This window comes from Treponema denticola, assembly GCF_024181645.1.
In the GTDB taxonomy this organism is placed as follows: domain Bacteria; phylum Spirochaetota; class Spirochaetia; order Treponematales; family Treponemataceae; genus Treponema_B; species Treponema_B denticola_A.
The window spans coordinates 310,285-326,274 of sequence record NZ_CP058624.1; the positions used below are offsets into that span (position 1 = coordinate 310,285).

Here is a 15,990-nt window from a genome sequence, read left to right on the forward strand (position 1 = left end):
GTATGGAGGTGAGAGATGTTGGCTACTGTAAAAGGCTATTATAAAGGCACTCGGATAGTATTGGATTCTCCTGTTCAACTTCGGCAAGGTCAGGAAGTTATCGTAACTTATACGGTTGCTCAGTCAGCTCCAATTAAAGAATTTCAACTTGATATAGTTGAATCTCTTATTGGGGCAATTCCTGATGCAGGTAAGTCTCTTGCTGAATACAGAGAGGAAAGACTTAAAAAATATGCGAGTGCTGATTGATACAAATGTTTTGCTGGATGTATTATTAAACAGAGTTTTGTTTGTACAGGATGCTGTTGACGTATTAAATATTTCGGATAAGGATGTAAAAAAATATGTTTCAGCAGCAACTATTACGGATATTTATTATATTGCTTATAAAGAATTACGAGACAAGGAAATAGTTAGAGATTTGATAAAAAGACTTTTAAAAATTGTTCATATTGCAGATGTTTCCGAACAAGAAATTATTTTAGCTATTGACTCAGGTTGGGATGATTTTGAGGATTCGGTACAGAATGCAGTGGCTGAATCTCATAGGTTTGATGCAATTATTACCAGAAATATATCTGATTTTAAAGGATCCTCTATACCAATAATTTCCCCTAAAGATTTTGTAGGTAGTTTTAACAATAAAAACCTATAAAATATTTTTCCTTTTATTCTCCAAAATCAACTTGACACCTCAAATTATTGCATTTAAAATATAAGTATGCACGATATAAAATTAAAATCAATTTCTAAAAGCTATTCTGCGGGGGGGGTGAAAAGCAAATTGTTTTGGAAGAACTTTCTTATAATTTTACTTCGGGGAAAATAAGTTTTATTTTGGGGCATTCACTATTCACTGGCGCATACACACACTCGTTTACTTGCGCATAGCGGCTGTGTGCTGCAAGGATTTTATACTATGAACAAATCTATTTTTTCAACATATCATAACGCCGAAAACAGATATTTTATGCAGACCCGGTATATGGGTTTTTATGCGGAGCAGAGTATTCAGCCCCTTTTTCCCGAAATTATCGGTTTTGTAGAGAGCCTGATACTAAACGACGATGCAGCACTTGATCAAGCCGGTGTCAAGACCTGCATGGGTAAACGGGAAGAAGTAATAGAGCGGCTGCGGGAATTTAAAAAAAATTACCCTAAGACCGACCCATATAACGGCACACCCTGCAAGTATATTGTATTGGCAAAAAAAGAAGACACAAGCCGAGTCGTTTCGATCAAAGCCCCGATTAAAAACGAAAACATCCGAATTAACACTGCTGTAAATTTTTACATTAAAAATATACACCAGAGACTGTCAAAATTGCAAAGGGTGAAAATTACAGCCGTAATAGAGCATATTTTACAGTCCTTTGTATGCAGGTACTGTCATACTAAGTTATCGAATCAATGTATAGATAGCAGCTTGCATCCTAAACCGTCTTTTCTCTCCCATATACCATTTCCCAAAAATAATGTATAATGGGCATAATATAAAAATCTAATTTGATTTTTAGGCTAGACCGTCGAGTTTTTCATAAGTCTTAAAGACTTATGAAAAACATCGCAAACAGATTTAGGAGGGTTTAATACTTATGAAGTTATTGATTATTTCTGATGGGCATGGGGATATTGAAAAACTAAAAAAAATAAAACCTGTTGCCGATGGGGTTGATGCCATTATTTTCGGAGGGGACTTTGCTGCTTTTAAAAAGATTGAAACGGGGGCTCCTTTTTTAAACGAACTTTTAAAGCTTCATAAAAACATTTTTGCCGTGTTGGGGAATTGCGATGAACCGGAGTTTGAAAAAAAATTAAAAGATGCCGGTGTTTCGATTACGGGCGAGGTAAAAAATTTTGAAGGGCTTATCTTTGCTGGTTCAGGGGGCGGAAGCAAATTTACAGGCACTACGCCCTACGAAAGAACCGATGAAGAGCTTGTAAAAGACTTGACTGATGCCTTTGAAAAAGCAAATATTACCGAAGCCGGTAACTTGGTTTTGGTTTGTCATAATCCTCCGCATGGGGCTAAGGTCGATAAGGTGGCTCCCATGGTTCATGTGGGCTCAAAGGGTATCACTGCCTTTATCGAAAAACATAAGCCGCTTTTGGTTGTGTCGGGGCATATTCACGAGTCCTTTGCGGTAGATAAAATCGGGGAAACTGTTTTGGTAAATCCCGGTGCCCTGATGGAAGGCCGCTATGCTCTTGCCGAGATTACAAAAACCGAAAAGGGCTTTGAAGTTTCGGTAGAATTAAAAACCTTAGATTAAGGTTTTTCGATTATGAGAAGGTGTCTCTCTTTTTTTAAAAAAGGAACATCAAGTTTTTCTATTTTATAATTTAGACCTTCTTTTTTGATAAGCTCCGTTTCTTCGTTTATTTTTTCTTCCATGGCCTTGTATAAAAATAATTTACCCTTAGGCTTTGCAAGATTTAAAAGGGTGTTTAGAATGTGCTTATCCAAGGTGCGGAAGGCTCTGCAGGTTACAATGTCAAATTTATTTTGAGGGGCTTTTTCAGCTTCGCTTTCGATGATCTCGGTGTTATTTAATTGGAGAACAGCCTTGACGTTTTCTAAAAATGTGCATCGCTTTTGCATTCTTTCGATTAAAGAAAGTTTTACATCTAAATTGCCTAAAGAAAGAAAGAGAGCCGCAAGGGGGACTCCGGGAAAGCCCGCTCCGGTTCCGGCATCGGCAATGTAAAAAGTCTCTTTTGTAATGGGGGCTTCATTATCATTTTTACTTGCGGCTTTGTTTTCGGTATTTTTGATTTCGTTATAAAAAAAATGCCAAGCCGAAAGGGAATCTAAAACATGGGATACGATTAATTCTTCATCGTCCTTAACCTTCACCAAGTTAAATGAGGCGTTAAACATTTTAAGTTCCCGCATATAAATGTTTAAAAGTTCAGAGAGCTTATTATGAGCCTTTTCGTTTATGCCTAATTCTTTTAAGCCCTTTAGTAGAAGACCATCTGATAAAAGGCTCTTTGATAAAAGTTTATCGGTGTCCATTTCTTAAAGCCTGTTTCCTACATCATCTTGTTTATTATGTTTAATTTTTTTTCGGAATAAGGATGATAGCGGAGTTTAATGTCGATGAGGTTTGATTTTTTTAGGATGCTTTTTGCATTGCTGAAAACTTTAAAGCTTTCGTCTCCATGGTATTTTCCTATGCCGCTAAAGCCGACTCCTCCGAAGGGAAGGTAATCGCTTGCCAAGTGGACTATCGTATCGTTGATACAGCCGCCCCCGAAAGAAACTTCATTGAGGAATTTCTTTTCTATATTTGAGTCGGTTGTAAAAAGATAAGAGGCTAGGGGTTTTTCGCGGGATTTAATCAGTTTAATTGCTTCCTCTATTGTCTTAAAACTTATTACGGGAAGTATGGGCCCGAAAATTTCTTCCTGCATTATTTTGGAATCAAAGGTGATATTATCCAAAACCGTGGGCTCAATAAATTTTCTGTTTTTTTCTCCATTGCTGCCCGTGATTATTTTTTCTCCTTCAATTAAACCCATGAGGCGGTCAAAATGTTTTTCGTTTACGATGTGTGGAAGGTGCATGTCCAAATAGGTTTCCGTGGGGAAAAATTCTTTTAAAGCCTCTTTTAATTCTTCGATAAATTTTTCTTTTACCTCATCTTGAATTAAAAGATAATCTGGGGCTACGCAGGTTTGTCCGGCGTTAAGGTATTTTCCAAAAGCTATTCGGCGGGCTGCAACTTTTAAGTTTGCCGATTTTTCGACTACGCAGGGAGATTTTCCGCCGAGCTCCAAGGTTACGGGGGTTACATATTTGGCCGCCGCTTCCATTACGAGTTTGCCGACAGTTGTTCCGCCCGTAAAAAAGATGTAGTCAAAGCGCTGCTCCAAAAGTTTTGAGTTTTCTTCCCGCCCTCCGGTAATTACCGATATATATTCCGGCGGAAAGTTTTCGGAGATTATTTTTTTTATAACCTCCGATGTTGCAGGCGAATAATTTGAGGGCTTTACAACGGCACAGTTCCCTGCAGCAATGGCACCGACCAAGGGAGCAAGGGTTAAATTTAAAGGATAGTTCCATGGCGACATGATGAGTACGGTGCCGAAGGGCTCATACATTATTTTGCTTGAGCTTTTAAAATGAGCAATCGAGGTCGGAACCCTTTTAGGTTTAATCCATTTTTTTAAGTGCTTGATTGCAAATTTAAGTTCTCCGCGCACGATAGCAAATTCCGAAAAGAAGCCTTCCATTTCGGTTTTGTGTAAGTCGGAATAAAGGGCATTTAAAAGTTCTTTTTTGTTTTGGTTTAAGACTTCCTGCAATTTTAATAATTGAGAAATCCTAAACTCATAGCTTTTTGTTTTATTTGTTTCAAAAAAAATCCTGCAATTTTTTACGATTGTTTCTATATCTTGATTCATTATGTGCTCCGGCAATATTTTGCCGAAGCATTATACATATAAACCGAATAAAATTCAAGGCTGAAATTTTAAGCTATTTTTCCGTTTTCGATTTTTATAACCCTGTCAGCCTCTTTTATTGTAGAAGGACGATGGGCAATCGTTATTATAGTTTTATTTTTGCGGATATTATTTAGGGCTTGCCGGAATAGTACTTCGCTTTCACTATCCAGATTGGAAACGGCTTCGTCCATCAGTAATATAGGAGAATTTTTTAAGACGGCACGCGCTATAGCAATTCTTTGCTTTTCTCCGCCTGAGAGCTGAACACCCCGCTCACCGACATTGGTATCGTAGCCTTGTTCCAGCCTTTTAATAAAGCCGTCAGCCATCGCAACCTTAGCAGATTGTTTAATTTCTTCATCGCTTGCATCGGGACAGGCAAGGGAAATGTTTTCTTTTATGGTTTTATTAAAAAGATAAACATCCTGCGGTACATAGGCGATTATATCCCTCAGGGAATTTTGGTGTATGTCTTTTATGTTTTTTCCGTCAATATAAATTGCTCCGCTGTCAGGTTCGTAAAAGCGCATAAGTAAATTCGCTATTGTAGATTTTCCCGCTCCCGATTCACCCGTAAGAGCAATGCTTTCACCGGCCTTAACCGTAAAATTAACTTCGTGCAAAACTTCGGTATTTTTTTCGTAAGAAAATTTTACATCTTTGAATTCTATGTTTCCCTTAACCGAATATTTGTTTTGCGGAATATATGGCACTCTGTCTTTAACGGCCGGTTCTTCTTCTAATATATCCAAAATTCTTTTTGCCGCTCCATTTGAAATATTCATAGATCCTGCCGTAACCGAAACGCTCATTATCGGCACAAAGGCAAAAAGAGAAAATATTATAACAACCGAAACCATTTCGGGTTTTAACGAGCCTGCAATTACTTCCGAATGAGCAAGTAATATTGTTGAAATTAAAACGGCGGAGGTAATTAAGTTTATTACCAAACTGTGTAAGCCCTTAAATCTCCCGTCCCGTATTTCTTTTTTATTTAAGCGTAAGGTGTCGGCGGCAACCTTTTCAATGTATTTTTTTTCTTTGCCGAAAATTAAAATCTCACGTAAACCTTGAACCGTATCTACAGCTTCGGCATTTACCTCAGCCAAACCGTCACGTATCTCTTCTCCGATTTTTTTTGTAATAGGATTAAAAAAATACGGAACGGCTGCAACAAGAATACAGGCGGCAAAAACGGCTGCACTTATTTTAAATGAAAGAAAACTTAATGTAATAAGATAAAGAACGGTGCAGACAAATGCAATTATGTAAGAGCCTGCGGTATGAGCATAAAAAACTTCAGTGGCTTCAACATCTTCGACAAACACAGAGGTAATACTTCCGCTTCTTTTTTTGCTTGTGGATTGCGGTGCCGTTTTAGAAATCGAATCATATAAAAGGTTTCTTATTTTTTCGATTACACCGTATGAGACCAAATGACATTCGTACATTTCCAAAAAGGCAAAAAGTCCTTTGCCGATAATAAAAATAATCAGCGGTATAAAAAGATAAAGTATTTTTCCTGTGCTCATTTTAAACAGAGCCGCTGAAGCTATATATGCGCCCGTTAAAACGGTGAGTAAAGCAAAAACACTGTTAAATATTCCGTAAATAATCGAAATGATAAATTCTTTTTTATAAAAGCTTATGTATTTGGTCATTTTTATAAGCGGTTTATATTTTTCTTTAAACATATTGATTTTCTCCTTGTTGCGCTTCTACAAGTTTTTTGTAATATCCGTCTTTTAAAATAAGTTCCTTGTAAGAACCTTCTTCTACTATTTCTCCTCTGTGCAAAACCAAAATTCTATCACTGTTTTCTATTGTATTTAAACGGTGCGCAATCGTAATACTTGTTCTGTTTCTTAACAAGTGATTAAGACTTTGTTTAATTTCATTTTCATTTTCGGTATCCACGCTGGAAGTAGCTTCATCAAGAACTACAATCGGTGAGTTTTTTAAAACGGCTCTTGCAATTGCAATTCTTTGTCGTTGCCCTCCCGAAAAGTTAAGTCCTCTTTCTCCGACTTTTGTATTGTAGCCGTCCGGTAAACTTTGAATAAAGGAATGAATGTTTGCTGCTTTACACGCATCTATAAGCTTCTCCTCATCTGCATCTTCATTTGCATGTAAAAGATTTTCTTTTATTGTTCCGTTAAACAAATAGGTTTCTTGCGAAACTACCGTAATTAAACTGCGCAAAGATTTTAATGTCAAGTCTTTTATATCGGTACCGTTGATATAAATACTTCCGCTTGTAGGTTCATAAAATCTTAACAATAAATTTACAATGGTAGTTTTTCCGCTTCCCGATTCTCCTGCAACTGCAAGTTTTTCATTTTTTGCAACAGTGAAATTTAAATTCTTAAAAACCGTATTCTTTTTTTCGCTGTAAGCGAATTCAATATTTTCATATCTTATTTCAAAACCATCCGCAGATTTTATGTCAATGGTTTTAGTCCCCTCATCTTTTATTTTTTCTTCTTCATCAAGTAAGGCAAAAATTCCTCCCATAGAGGTTATGCCCATAAAGCCTTGATGAAAGTATGCTGCCAATTCGTTTGCTGGTCTAAAAACTTCGTTGGTCATAAAAAGTAAAATAAGTAATGAGGATGCGGGAATTATATGCACAGAAGTTAATAGTGCTGCTACGGCAAGGGTAAAACTTGTACCTATACCGGAAGCAAAATTGGAAATACCTATTTCGGCTAGGTTTACTTTTAAGTTGCGCATAGTTTCAGAAAAAAGTGTTCTCATTTTTTCTTTTAATAATTTTCCGAGTCTCTCTTGTGCATTATACGCCTTTGCCGTTGTAATTCCTTGAATACCGTCTAAAATTTCTGCAGTTAAATTTCTATAAGCCGTCCAATGTGCATTGGAAGATTCCGATAGTATCTTCCCGAAAGCAACGGGAGAAATCAATACGGCGATTAAGGCTGCCGTCGATATTATGCCTAAAACATAATGCAGCGAAAAAACATAAATGAGCATTGCACCGCATGCAATTACACACACAAGTATTTGCGGAATGTATAGCGTTAAATACCCTTCTAAATAGTCTACTCCGCTTACCATTGTTGAGCCTAATTTACCTGTTCTTTCATCATCTAAAAATGCAGGTCCCAGTTTTAACAGTTTATCGTAAATGCGGCGCCTTAAAATGTTTTTTACTTTGCCGATAATTTTTTTGCCGTAAACCGAATTGTAATATATTAAAATAAGGCGGGATGCTATGACTGCCGATACGTATAAGATACTTTGTATTACCACGGATAATTCTTCTTTGGAATAAAGCTGTCCCACTATTTTACCCAGCAAGACGGCCTGAGCTACATAAGTTCCCGATACGGCAACACCCAATAGGGCTTTAAGCAAAATGCTGCATTTAATACCTTTTGTCAATTCGATAACTCTTCTGTTAAGCATCATAATTGTTTATCTCCACTTTCGTTTTATAAAGCTAGTACTAGCTAACTATACTGAATTATGATAAATTTTTCTACTCTATTTTAATTGAAAATAATCCAAAATGATATTTTTATTTAGTTATTGTAGGTTTTTCTCCATTTCTGTATTGGATTGGGTTGATGCCGTAAACGGATTTAAATGCATCAGAAAATTTACTTGCATTTAAGTATCCGCAATTTATAGCTATATCGGTAATTTTTCTATCGGTAGAGGAAATATAAAATGCTGCAATTTTTAATCGATATTTTTTTAAATATGAGTAAGGGCTTTCTCCGTAAATTTGCTTAAATAATTTTTGAAAAATGGTGTAGCTTAAATTTTCATTTTTAACCATCTTTTTAAAAGATATATTTTTATCTATATTATTAACGGCATATTCATGAATTTTTTTTACCTTATTGATGTGATAACCCGAATAAAATTCTTCTTTTTGGTATTCTTCCGTATTGATTACACTTAAAAGATATAGAATTTCGAATAATTTAATTTGAAAGTACTCTATATGTTTCAAGCTTTGTTTTTTATACAGTGTATTCATTATATAAGATATCTCGGAATTAATTTTTATTTTATACCATCCGTCCTGCAAATCTAAATTTTTGCATATTTTTTCAACATCTATATTAAATAATTGTGCAGTATTTTTGAAATTCGAATTTATTTTATCAAGAAAGAATAGTATACTTATACCCTTATAAAACTTCAGTGGAAAAAAGCTTTTTGATAATGCAAGTTTTTCATAATTTATAGCTGTTTCTTTTTCTCCTAAATACGAAAAAGTTTGATTTTCAAATTGACCTTCCAGAATCCCTTGAAAGCAGAAATCGATTCTAAAAACATTCCTAGGTTCTCCTTTTAAGCTATATGATTTCTCGGTATAAGTGTCGTATATTTCCAGATGTATCCCCTCATATAACTTTATTATAATGGTCTCGTCTTTTGTTTTTTCTTTCATATAAAATGAGTTTAATATTTTCTATTCAGCTTGTCTAGTCTTTTTTGTAAGTTTAGTTTAACTTCCAATGCCACAAAGGTTTTGAAAGTTCCGATGAAAAGGTTTGTACGCGGTTAAAATCGGGGAGCCAGTCATCGGAGGCGGCAAGCTCTTGGTAAAAGCCTTCATCTATTTTTAAGCTTGAAAGGAGGTCTTTTAAGGTTTCGTCTTCCTTTAGGCTTAACATTCGGTTTTCAAAGAGAGAATAGTTTTTTATGCCGGCCGTTCTTTTAACCGGAGTGTATTGGGTCATCACCGAAATAAGAGCCCTGCCTCTTAAGTTTTTTGCAAACCATCTTAGGACAGCCTTCGAGTCCGCAATGCGGGAGGGGAGGGCAAGGTGGCGGACTATGACGCCTGAGTAAAGTTTTCCTAAAGGATATTTTTCTTTGTTTTCCGTGCCGATTTTTAAGGGAGAAAGGCCGGCCATTTTTAGGATTGCCCTTGTTGCCGTTTCAGGATAATCGGGTGCGTAAAAAACTTGAGAAGAAATTTGCGGGTTTAAGGTTTTTAAGTCGGGAAGCCAGCCGTCAACACAGTCCGAAAGGAGGCTTATAGCTTCTTCGGCTTCATAGGCGGAAGAATTCCAGACAACAGGAATTTTTAAGCCTCGGCCTTTTGCCTCTTTTAGGCCGAGGGCTATTGCAGGGATTGCATGGCTGCCTGTAACGATGTTTATGTTTTCGGCTCCTTCTTTTTCGAGCATAAAACACAAGTTTACGAATTCTTCAAGGCTTACAGCCCTTCCCATGCCTTCTTGGGATATCTGATAGTTTTGGCAAAAGGAACAGCGAAGGTTGCAGCCCGTAACAAAGATTGTGCCTGAACCTCCGGCTCCCGTGATTGGAGGCTCTTCCCCAAAGTGGAGTCCTGCCCATGCAAGGCGCAGCTCTCTTGTTTCTCGGCAAAAGCCTTTTTCTCCCTTATTGCGGTTTACCTTGCAATTTTTCGGGCAGAGAGTGCATGAATCGTATTCTTTAAAACTAAAATCTTCAAAAGAAAGCATTTATTAGGCGTCCATTGGGCTGTTTTTTTACGGATTTTCTTATATTTTTTTGCGCTCGACAATTACCGTCATTATCGAATTTAAAAGGTCCATGTCCAAACTTTCAGCCTCGGAAGAAATAATTAAATTTATCTGCTCCCAGTCTTCTTGCGGAAAGTCCATGTCTTTTTCAAAATTGCCTGCAATAAGAGAAAATATTTGATAGAACCATTCGACTGCATCTTCTTTTTTTTGTCTGCCCTCCGAATAGGCCGAAAGCCAATAGTCGGCAAAATCGTTTGCCAAAACTTGAGCCTGCTTATCGTAAAGCGAAACCGCTTTGCAAAAGATTTCCGTCAGACGGGCGTCAAAGGCTGCTGTGTCTCCGTCCTTATTTAGCTTTTCTACAAGCCGGCTCGCATCCGAATAAAATTTTTCCATTGTATCCATAATATCTTCCTTACTATTAACTTTGCGATGTTTTTCATAAGTATTGAAATACTTATGAAAAACTCGTCGGTAATTGATAAAAATCTAATAGGATTTTTATCAATTACCTATTGCCTGCCTTTTTTGCTGAAGCCTTCAACTCGGGCGGAGGCTTCGACTGTAAAGGGCGTTCTGTCTCCGCGTTTTAGGTAATGATAGCCGAGGCCTGCAATCATCGCCGCATTATCCGTACAGAATTTAAGCGAGGGGAATATGCACTTTAATTCTTTGTGCTCGGCAAGTTTTTCCCTCAGGAGAGAATTTGCCGCAACTCCTCCGCCTGCTACTATCGTTTTTAAGCCCGTATCTATCGAAGCATCCAAAAGAGGCCTGAGCAAAATTTTTACCGCCCTTGTCTGGAAGGCGGCTGCAATGTTCTCGGGTGTTTTTTCAAAGTCCTTATTCCAAAATTGGTCTATCTGATTTATAACGGCAGTTTTTAATCCCGAATAAGAAACATCGTACTTATGCCCTTCCTTGTGGATTATAGGCATGGGGAAGTTAGCCGCCTTGGGATTTCCGTTTTTGGCGAGTTTGTCGATTACGGCTCCTCCCGGGTATCCCAAATTATAAAACTTGGCGACCTTGTCAAAGGCTTCTCCCGGAGCATCGTCGATTGTAGTGCCGAGGACTTCAATATCGTCAAAGTTATTTACCTTGCAGATAATCGAGTGCCCGCCTGAAACTAAAAGCCCCAGATATGGGTAGGGAATATCATTTTCCAGATGGCTTGCATATAGATGTCCCAGCATGTGATTTACGGCAATAAAGGGTTTATTTGAAGACCATGCAAGGGTTTTTGCAAAGGTAAGCCCCACTAAAAGGGAACCCATGAGGCCCGGCCTTCCGGTGGCGGCGATGCCGTCTATTTCTTCAAGGCTCAGACCGGCTTCTGCTAAGGCCTGTTTAACAACGGGCAAAATCCATTCGGTATGTTTTCTGCTTGCTATTTCGGGAACGACGCCGTTATACATTTTATGAAACGGAATTTGTGTTGCAACAATATTGCTTAAAATTTTATTTCCGTCCTCGACGACTGCTGCAGCAGTTTCATCGCAAGAACTTTCTATTCCTAATATCTTCATTTTATTTCCCTTTTGATTTTGAAATTGTAGAAAATGTATATCCTTCTTGTGTTAAATCGGAGTACATTTCTTTTAGAAGGATTGCAAGATCTACGGTAACCACGTGGCCTATCATAATCGCTTCTCCTCTTTGTGAGGCAATTTCCAAGCCTTCTATAATTTGTTTTTTCATATAGGCCTTATCCCGTTTATTATCAAGGAATACGGCTCTTTCCCAAATGCTCATATTCAGCTTTTTTGCAACTTGAGGGACAACGCTTTTTGAGCTGGTGCGGGAATCCAAAAAGTATATGTTTTTTTCCCTGCACAATTCAAGCACTGCCTCCATAGCTTTTTCATCCGATGTAATAAGAGAGCCCTCATGGTTATTCATTCCGGCTATGGGCCCGATTTCTTCCACATTTGAAGCTACTATTTTTTTTATCTCTTCATGGTTCATGCCGGGTTTAACGGCCCCTTCTCCCGGATCTATATTCGGGTTTACGGCTTGCATCGGCTGATGAAGGATGAGTTCCTTTCCGGCAGCCCTTATTCTTTTTGCCGTTTCCCTTGAATTAGGCAGCTTAGGCAAAACGGCTATGGTACAGGGAAAAGGTAAATCCAAAAAATACTGTAACTGTTCTAAGTTGTGTCCCGCATCGTCAAACACAAAAATAAGTTTTCCCTTTGAAGGAAGCTCAGGCAGGTCCTGAATAGGGTAGGCCGAAACGTCGGGCTTTTTTTCTTGTTCTTGAGGTTTAGGCTTGTCCGTAATTATAGGACTTTCAGGCTTTTTTGCCTTGGTTTCTTTGTTCGGTTTTTCAATTTCTTTAGGCTGATCTTTTGCTGTCTGTGTTTCACTTTCTTTAAGTTTATCGGGTACGGCCTTTTTTGCAGCTTCTTTAGGCAGATTTTTTGCGGTCTGCGTTTCAGCTTCTTTGCTTTTTTCGGTATGTTTATTTTTAGCCTTGCTTTCTGCAGGCGGCTTTTCGGCAGTTTTAGGCTTTTCCTCTTTTATTTTTTCTTGTTCCTTGGCAATTTGCGTTTTATTCACTGTTTCATCTTTATTTTTTACCGAAGGAATTATAAACAAAAATACGGCGAGCATTATTACACATACCGCTAAAAAACCGGCTATAGTTCCGGTATAGTTAATTTTTGACTTTTTTCTTCTCTTTCTTCCGGTTTTTTTTGCCGGTTTAGTTGTTTTTCCTGTTTTAGTGCTCTTTTTTGCCATAGGTATGAAGATAAGCATTAAGGGGGCTTTTGTCAATCGGGGAGAATTTGAGACACATTCGGTCTACTTTTTATAATGTTTTTTTACCATTTCAAAAAGCTGTTTTTTGTTAAAGGGTTTTTTTATTATATCGTTTAATCCCATAGATTCGCATAATTTTCGTTCGTTGTCTTGAGAACCTGCGGTACAAGCAATAATGGGTTTTGAATATCCCTTTTCCCTCAAAATTTGTGTAGCCTCGTATCCGTTTATACCGGGCATCTGTATGTCCATAAATATAATATCAAATTCTTCTTTTGCAGCCTCTTTAATGGCATTTTCTCCGTCATTTGCCGTGCTTACAGTACAGTTAGTTTTTTCCAAAATAATTTTTAATAATTTTTGGTTTACGGGATGGTCATCTACAACCAAAACCTTACAGCCGAAAAAGTTCTCTTCGTCGGAAGTATGTACGGTTTCCGTTTGCTTACTTTGCTCTCCTGCTTCCAGGGGTTCAAGTTCCGAAATGTCGTCTTTTCCTAAGGTTATTGCTAATTTACGGTAGAGGTTGTTTAGCAGATGAAAAACAATCCTTGCTTTTACAGGTTTGTAAAGATAACCGTCAAACCATTCTAAAAGTTTCATCTTTGCATCCTGTCCTAGGCTGCCTTCAGGAATCATCAAAAAAAGTTTTGAGCCTGAAAGATGTTCGTCATTGTGAATTTCCGCTCCCAGGCGCCATCCGTCCATCTTAGGCATAACCATATCTATGAATACCACATTGAAGGGGTTTTTATGCTCGGCTGCAGTTTTTATAATTTCGAGTGCCTGCTCTCCGGAACTAACCAAGGCTATGTCTTCAAAACCGAATTTTAAAAGCATTCTCTTTAAAATAGTTCTGGTTTGCATATTATCATCGACGATTAAAAATCTGGTACTCTTATCAAGTAATATATTTTCATGGGGATCTTTTTTCTTTGAAGGAACTAAGGGAATCTTAAACCAAAAGACTGAGCCGGCGGGAATATTATCTTTTATTCCTATTTTGCCCCTCATCATCGTTATAATATTTTTAGAAATTGCCAAGCCTAATCCCGTACCGCCGTACTTTCTATTGATAGAGGCACTTCCTTGATAAAACGAATTGAATATTTTTGATTTTTGTTCTGTGTTTACTCCTATTCCCGTATCGGCGACTTCAAAAAGAATGGAGAACCGTTTTTCCGTATCGATATTATTAGGATTACCTTCAAGAACCACCTTTACCGAAACCGAAACATAACCTTTTTCAGTAAATTTAACTGCATTTTTTACAAAGTTTAAAAGAACCTGTTGCAGTCTTGCAGGATCGCCGTATATAAAATCGGGTATCTTATCGCTTATATCTACAACAATTTCCAATCCTTTTTTATGAGCTTCCATCGAAATTAAATCTACGGTCTGCTCAACTGAATCAGTCAGGTTAAAAACCGTTCTTTCCATTGTCATATTTCCGCTTTCGAGTTTTGAAAAATCCAAAACGTCGTTTACAAGTGCAAGCAAAACTTCGGCGCTAAAATTAACTTGGCGGGTGTATTCGCTCTGCTCTTCATCCAAGTTTGTATCTTTTATAAGTTCCATCATGCCTATTATGGTTTGAATAGGCGTTCTTATTTCATGGCTTACATTAGCTAAAAAAAGACTCCTCATACTGTTTGCTTTTTCGGCATCTTGTTTTGCAATTATCAAAAATTCTTCTTTTAGTTTTTGTTTGGTAATGTCATCGATGGTTACAAAAAAAGTGCCGTCATTTTGTTGAGTATAACAGAATTTTAAAGTGGTCTTATCTGAAAGATTTGGGGCCTTATCGAATTTGGCTTCAAAGACTGCCGTTTTGGGATTGTTTTTTATAAATACGGAAAGCCTAATATACTCTTCTTCAGATAAGACTTTTTTTAAATAGTCGTGTATCCGTTCTTTTGTATTTTTAACCAAGTATTCCGGTAAAAGTCTTTCCGCTTCAGGACTCCAAAACAGAGGAATATAGTCAGACGAAAAGATTATGTATGCTACATTTGATGAGTTTAAGTATTTTCCCAGTTTAAAATTTGAAATATTTTTATTAAAGAGAGGCACCCAGAACTTCCTCCATTTTGCGCAAAACAGTTTCTTTTTTTATGGGTTTTAATATGTATCTTTTAGCACCCTTTTCCAGGGCTTTGATAACTGAATCTCTTTGAGTGACAGAAGATAAAATAACAAATGGAGTTGTGATTCCCTTCTTTTTTGCTACATTTAAAACATCTATGCCGCTCATGCCCGGCATAATCATGTCCAAAAAAATAACATCATAAACATCATTTTCTACTTTGTTTAAAAAGTCTTCTCCGTTTTCAAATAGAGTTACTTCGGCATTTAATCCCGAAAAAATAGCGGTCATCATTTTGCGGATCACTAAATCATCATCCACTACAGCTATAGATAGCTTTTCGGCCATGTCCAGTTTAAATCGGGTTTCAAGGTTGCATGTGTTTTCATTGCGCTCATTGTCGGCATTCAGCATTGTTTGAGCCACAGCTCTCTTATCTTCGGTTGTTTGTAAAAGAGCCGAAAGGGCTTGCCCCAGACTTCCTACAACTTCAATCATCTTATAGTCGGGGTTTTGCGAAAAGAAGTCTGTTACAAATTGATTTAGGGTAAGAAGTTTTACATTTTTAGGAGACACTACTTTTACGGCTAGGATGTTATCTATCAAATATTCCAAATTAGCCGTATCGGCATAGGTTAAATTTAAGTCGGTCAATATAATTAAAATTTTAGCTTCGACAAGTTTATAAGACTCGATGAGTTCTATAATTCTAAATTGAAGAAGCTCAAGTTTATCTCTGTTTAAACCTTGTGCCAATTCTATAAATATAACATCTTCATTTACCCGTGTTTCCAAAATACAGGGTGTGGGATCTATGGGAAATGTCGTCTCTAAAATTATGCCTATTGTGGATAAAAGTTCATCAACTTTTACAGGCTTTGAAATTACTTTTTTTACTCCGTATGAGACCAACAGACTTATGTCGACTTTGGCTATTTTTCTTCCCAATACTATTGAAGGAATTGGAGCAAAGGTCGGTGTTTTTTGTTTTTCGGCAAAGAAATTGAACAAGGCATCTCTGCTAAAACTATAGTCTATTATTATGAGCATTACAGGTTGCTGCTTCATAATATTAATGGCTTCTATAACTGTTTCGGCATAAATTACATAAATGCCTACATCTTGTAATTTTTTTGTAATATAATAGCGTAAAGTAGGGGCTATCCCTATCAATAAAACTTGTTTCATGTTATG

The 15,990-nt window shown here is 37.2% G+C and carries 15 protein-coding genes; 4 read left to right on the forward strand and 11 right to left on the reverse strand.

From position 1 onward, the window contains the following. Positions 1 to 15: 15 nt before the first annotated feature. The 4 genes from HO345_RS01450 (at position 16) to HO345_RS01465 (ending at position 2,273) form a co-directional block, all read left to right on the forward strand. Positions 16 to 249, forward strand: a complete 234-nt coding sequence (locus tag HO345_RS01450) for a hypothetical protein (protein ID WP_253683502.1) — start codon at positions 16 to 18, stop codon at positions 247 to 249. Further along, a complete protein-coding gene (locus HO345_RS01455) occupies positions 233 to 655 on the forward strand; it encodes a PIN domain-containing protein (RefSeq protein ID WP_253683503.1) in 423 nt (140 codons plus the stop codon). The genes HO345_RS01450 and HO345_RS01455 overlap by 17 nt, the downstream gene beginning before the upstream one ends. 264 nt (positions 656 to 919) lie before the next feature. Further along, positions 920 to 1,483: a hypothetical protein gene (locus HO345_RS01460; protein ID WP_253683504.1), complete on the forward strand. Its 564-nt coding sequence runs from the start codon at positions 920 to 922 to the stop codon at positions 1,481 to 1,483. Between the two features lie 112 nt (positions 1,484 to 1,595). Continuing rightward, positions 1,596 to 2,273 (forward strand): metallophosphoesterase family protein, encoded by a 678-nt coding sequence (locus HO345_RS01465; protein WP_253683505.1) that lies wholly within the window; start codon positions 1,596 to 1,598, stop codon positions 2,271 to 2,273. Here HO345_RS01465 and rsmG read toward each other — a convergent pair. The 11 genes from rsmG to HO345_RS01520 form a co-directional block, all read right to left on the reverse strand. After that, a complete protein-coding gene (gene rsmG / locus HO345_RS01470) occupies positions 2,270 to 3,019 on the reverse strand; it encodes a 16S rRNA (guanine(527)-N(7))-methyltransferase RsmG (protein WP_253683506.1) in 750 nt (249 codons plus the stop codon). The genes HO345_RS01465 and rsmG overlap by 4 nt on opposite strands. Before the next feature lie 17 nt (positions 3,020 to 3,036). Then, entirely contained in the window at positions 3,037 to 4,410 is a 1,374-nt protein-coding gene (locus HO345_RS01475; RefSeq protein WP_253683507.1) for an aldehyde dehydrogenase, read from the reverse strand. A gap of 68 nt (positions 4,411 to 4,478) precedes the next feature. Further along, a complete protein-coding gene (locus tag HO345_RS01480; protein ID WP_253683508.1) occupies positions 4,479 to 6,146 on the reverse strand; it encodes an ABC transporter ATP-binding protein in 1,668 nt (555 codons plus the stop codon). After that, a complete protein-coding gene (locus HO345_RS01485; protein ID WP_253683509.1) occupies positions 6,139 to 7,881 on the reverse strand; it encodes an ABC transporter ATP-binding protein in 1,743 nt (580 codons plus the stop codon). The genes HO345_RS01480 and HO345_RS01485 overlap by 8 nt, the downstream gene beginning before the upstream one ends. Before the next feature lie 109 nt (positions 7,882 to 7,990). Then, positions 7,991 to 8,875 (reverse strand): helix-turn-helix transcriptional regulator, encoded by an 885-nt coding sequence (locus tag HO345_RS01490; RefSeq protein ID WP_253683510.1) that lies wholly within the window; start codon positions 8,873 to 8,875, stop codon positions 7,991 to 7,993. A 52-nt stretch (positions 8,876 to 8,927) separates the two neighbouring features. Further along, positions 8,928 to 9,920: a radical SAM protein gene (locus HO345_RS01495; protein ID WP_253683511.1), complete on the reverse strand. Its 993-nt coding sequence runs from the start codon at positions 9,918 to 9,920 to the stop codon at positions 8,928 to 8,930. 39 nt (positions 9,921 to 9,959) lie between these two features. Continuing rightward, positions 9,960 to 10,349 (reverse strand): hypothetical protein, encoded by a 390-nt coding sequence (locus HO345_RS01500; protein WP_253683512.1) that lies wholly within the window; start codon positions 10,347 to 10,349, stop codon positions 9,960 to 9,962. 107 nt (positions 10,350 to 10,456) lie between these two features. Further along, positions 10,457 to 11,473, reverse strand: coding sequence for a tRNA (adenosine(37)-N6)-threonylcarbamoyltransferase complex transferase subunit TsaD (gene tsaD, locus HO345_RS01505; protein ID WP_253683513.1), 1,017 nt, complete (start codon positions 11,471 to 11,473; stop codon positions 10,457 to 10,459). Position 11,474: 1 nt separating this feature from the next. Then, positions 11,475 to 12,689 carry a divergent polysaccharide deacetylase family protein gene (locus HO345_RS01510; RefSeq protein WP_253683514.1) on the reverse strand — a complete coding sequence of 405 codons (1,215 nt, stop codon included), beginning with the start codon at positions 12,687 to 12,689 and terminating at the stop codon, positions 11,475 to 11,477. 63 nt (positions 12,690 to 12,752) lie between these two features. Beyond that, positions 12,753 to 14,783, reverse strand: a complete 2,031-nt coding sequence (locus HO345_RS01515) for a response regulator (RefSeq protein WP_253683515.1) — start codon at positions 14,781 to 14,783, stop codon at positions 12,753 to 12,755. Then, positions 14,770 to 15,984, reverse strand: coding sequence for a response regulator (locus tag HO345_RS01520; RefSeq protein WP_253683516.1), 1,215 nt, complete (start codon positions 15,982 to 15,984; stop codon positions 14,770 to 14,772). Before HO345_RS01520 ends, HO345_RS01515 begins: the two co-directional genes overlap by 14 nt. Positions 15,985 to 15,990 lie beyond the last annotated feature (6 nt).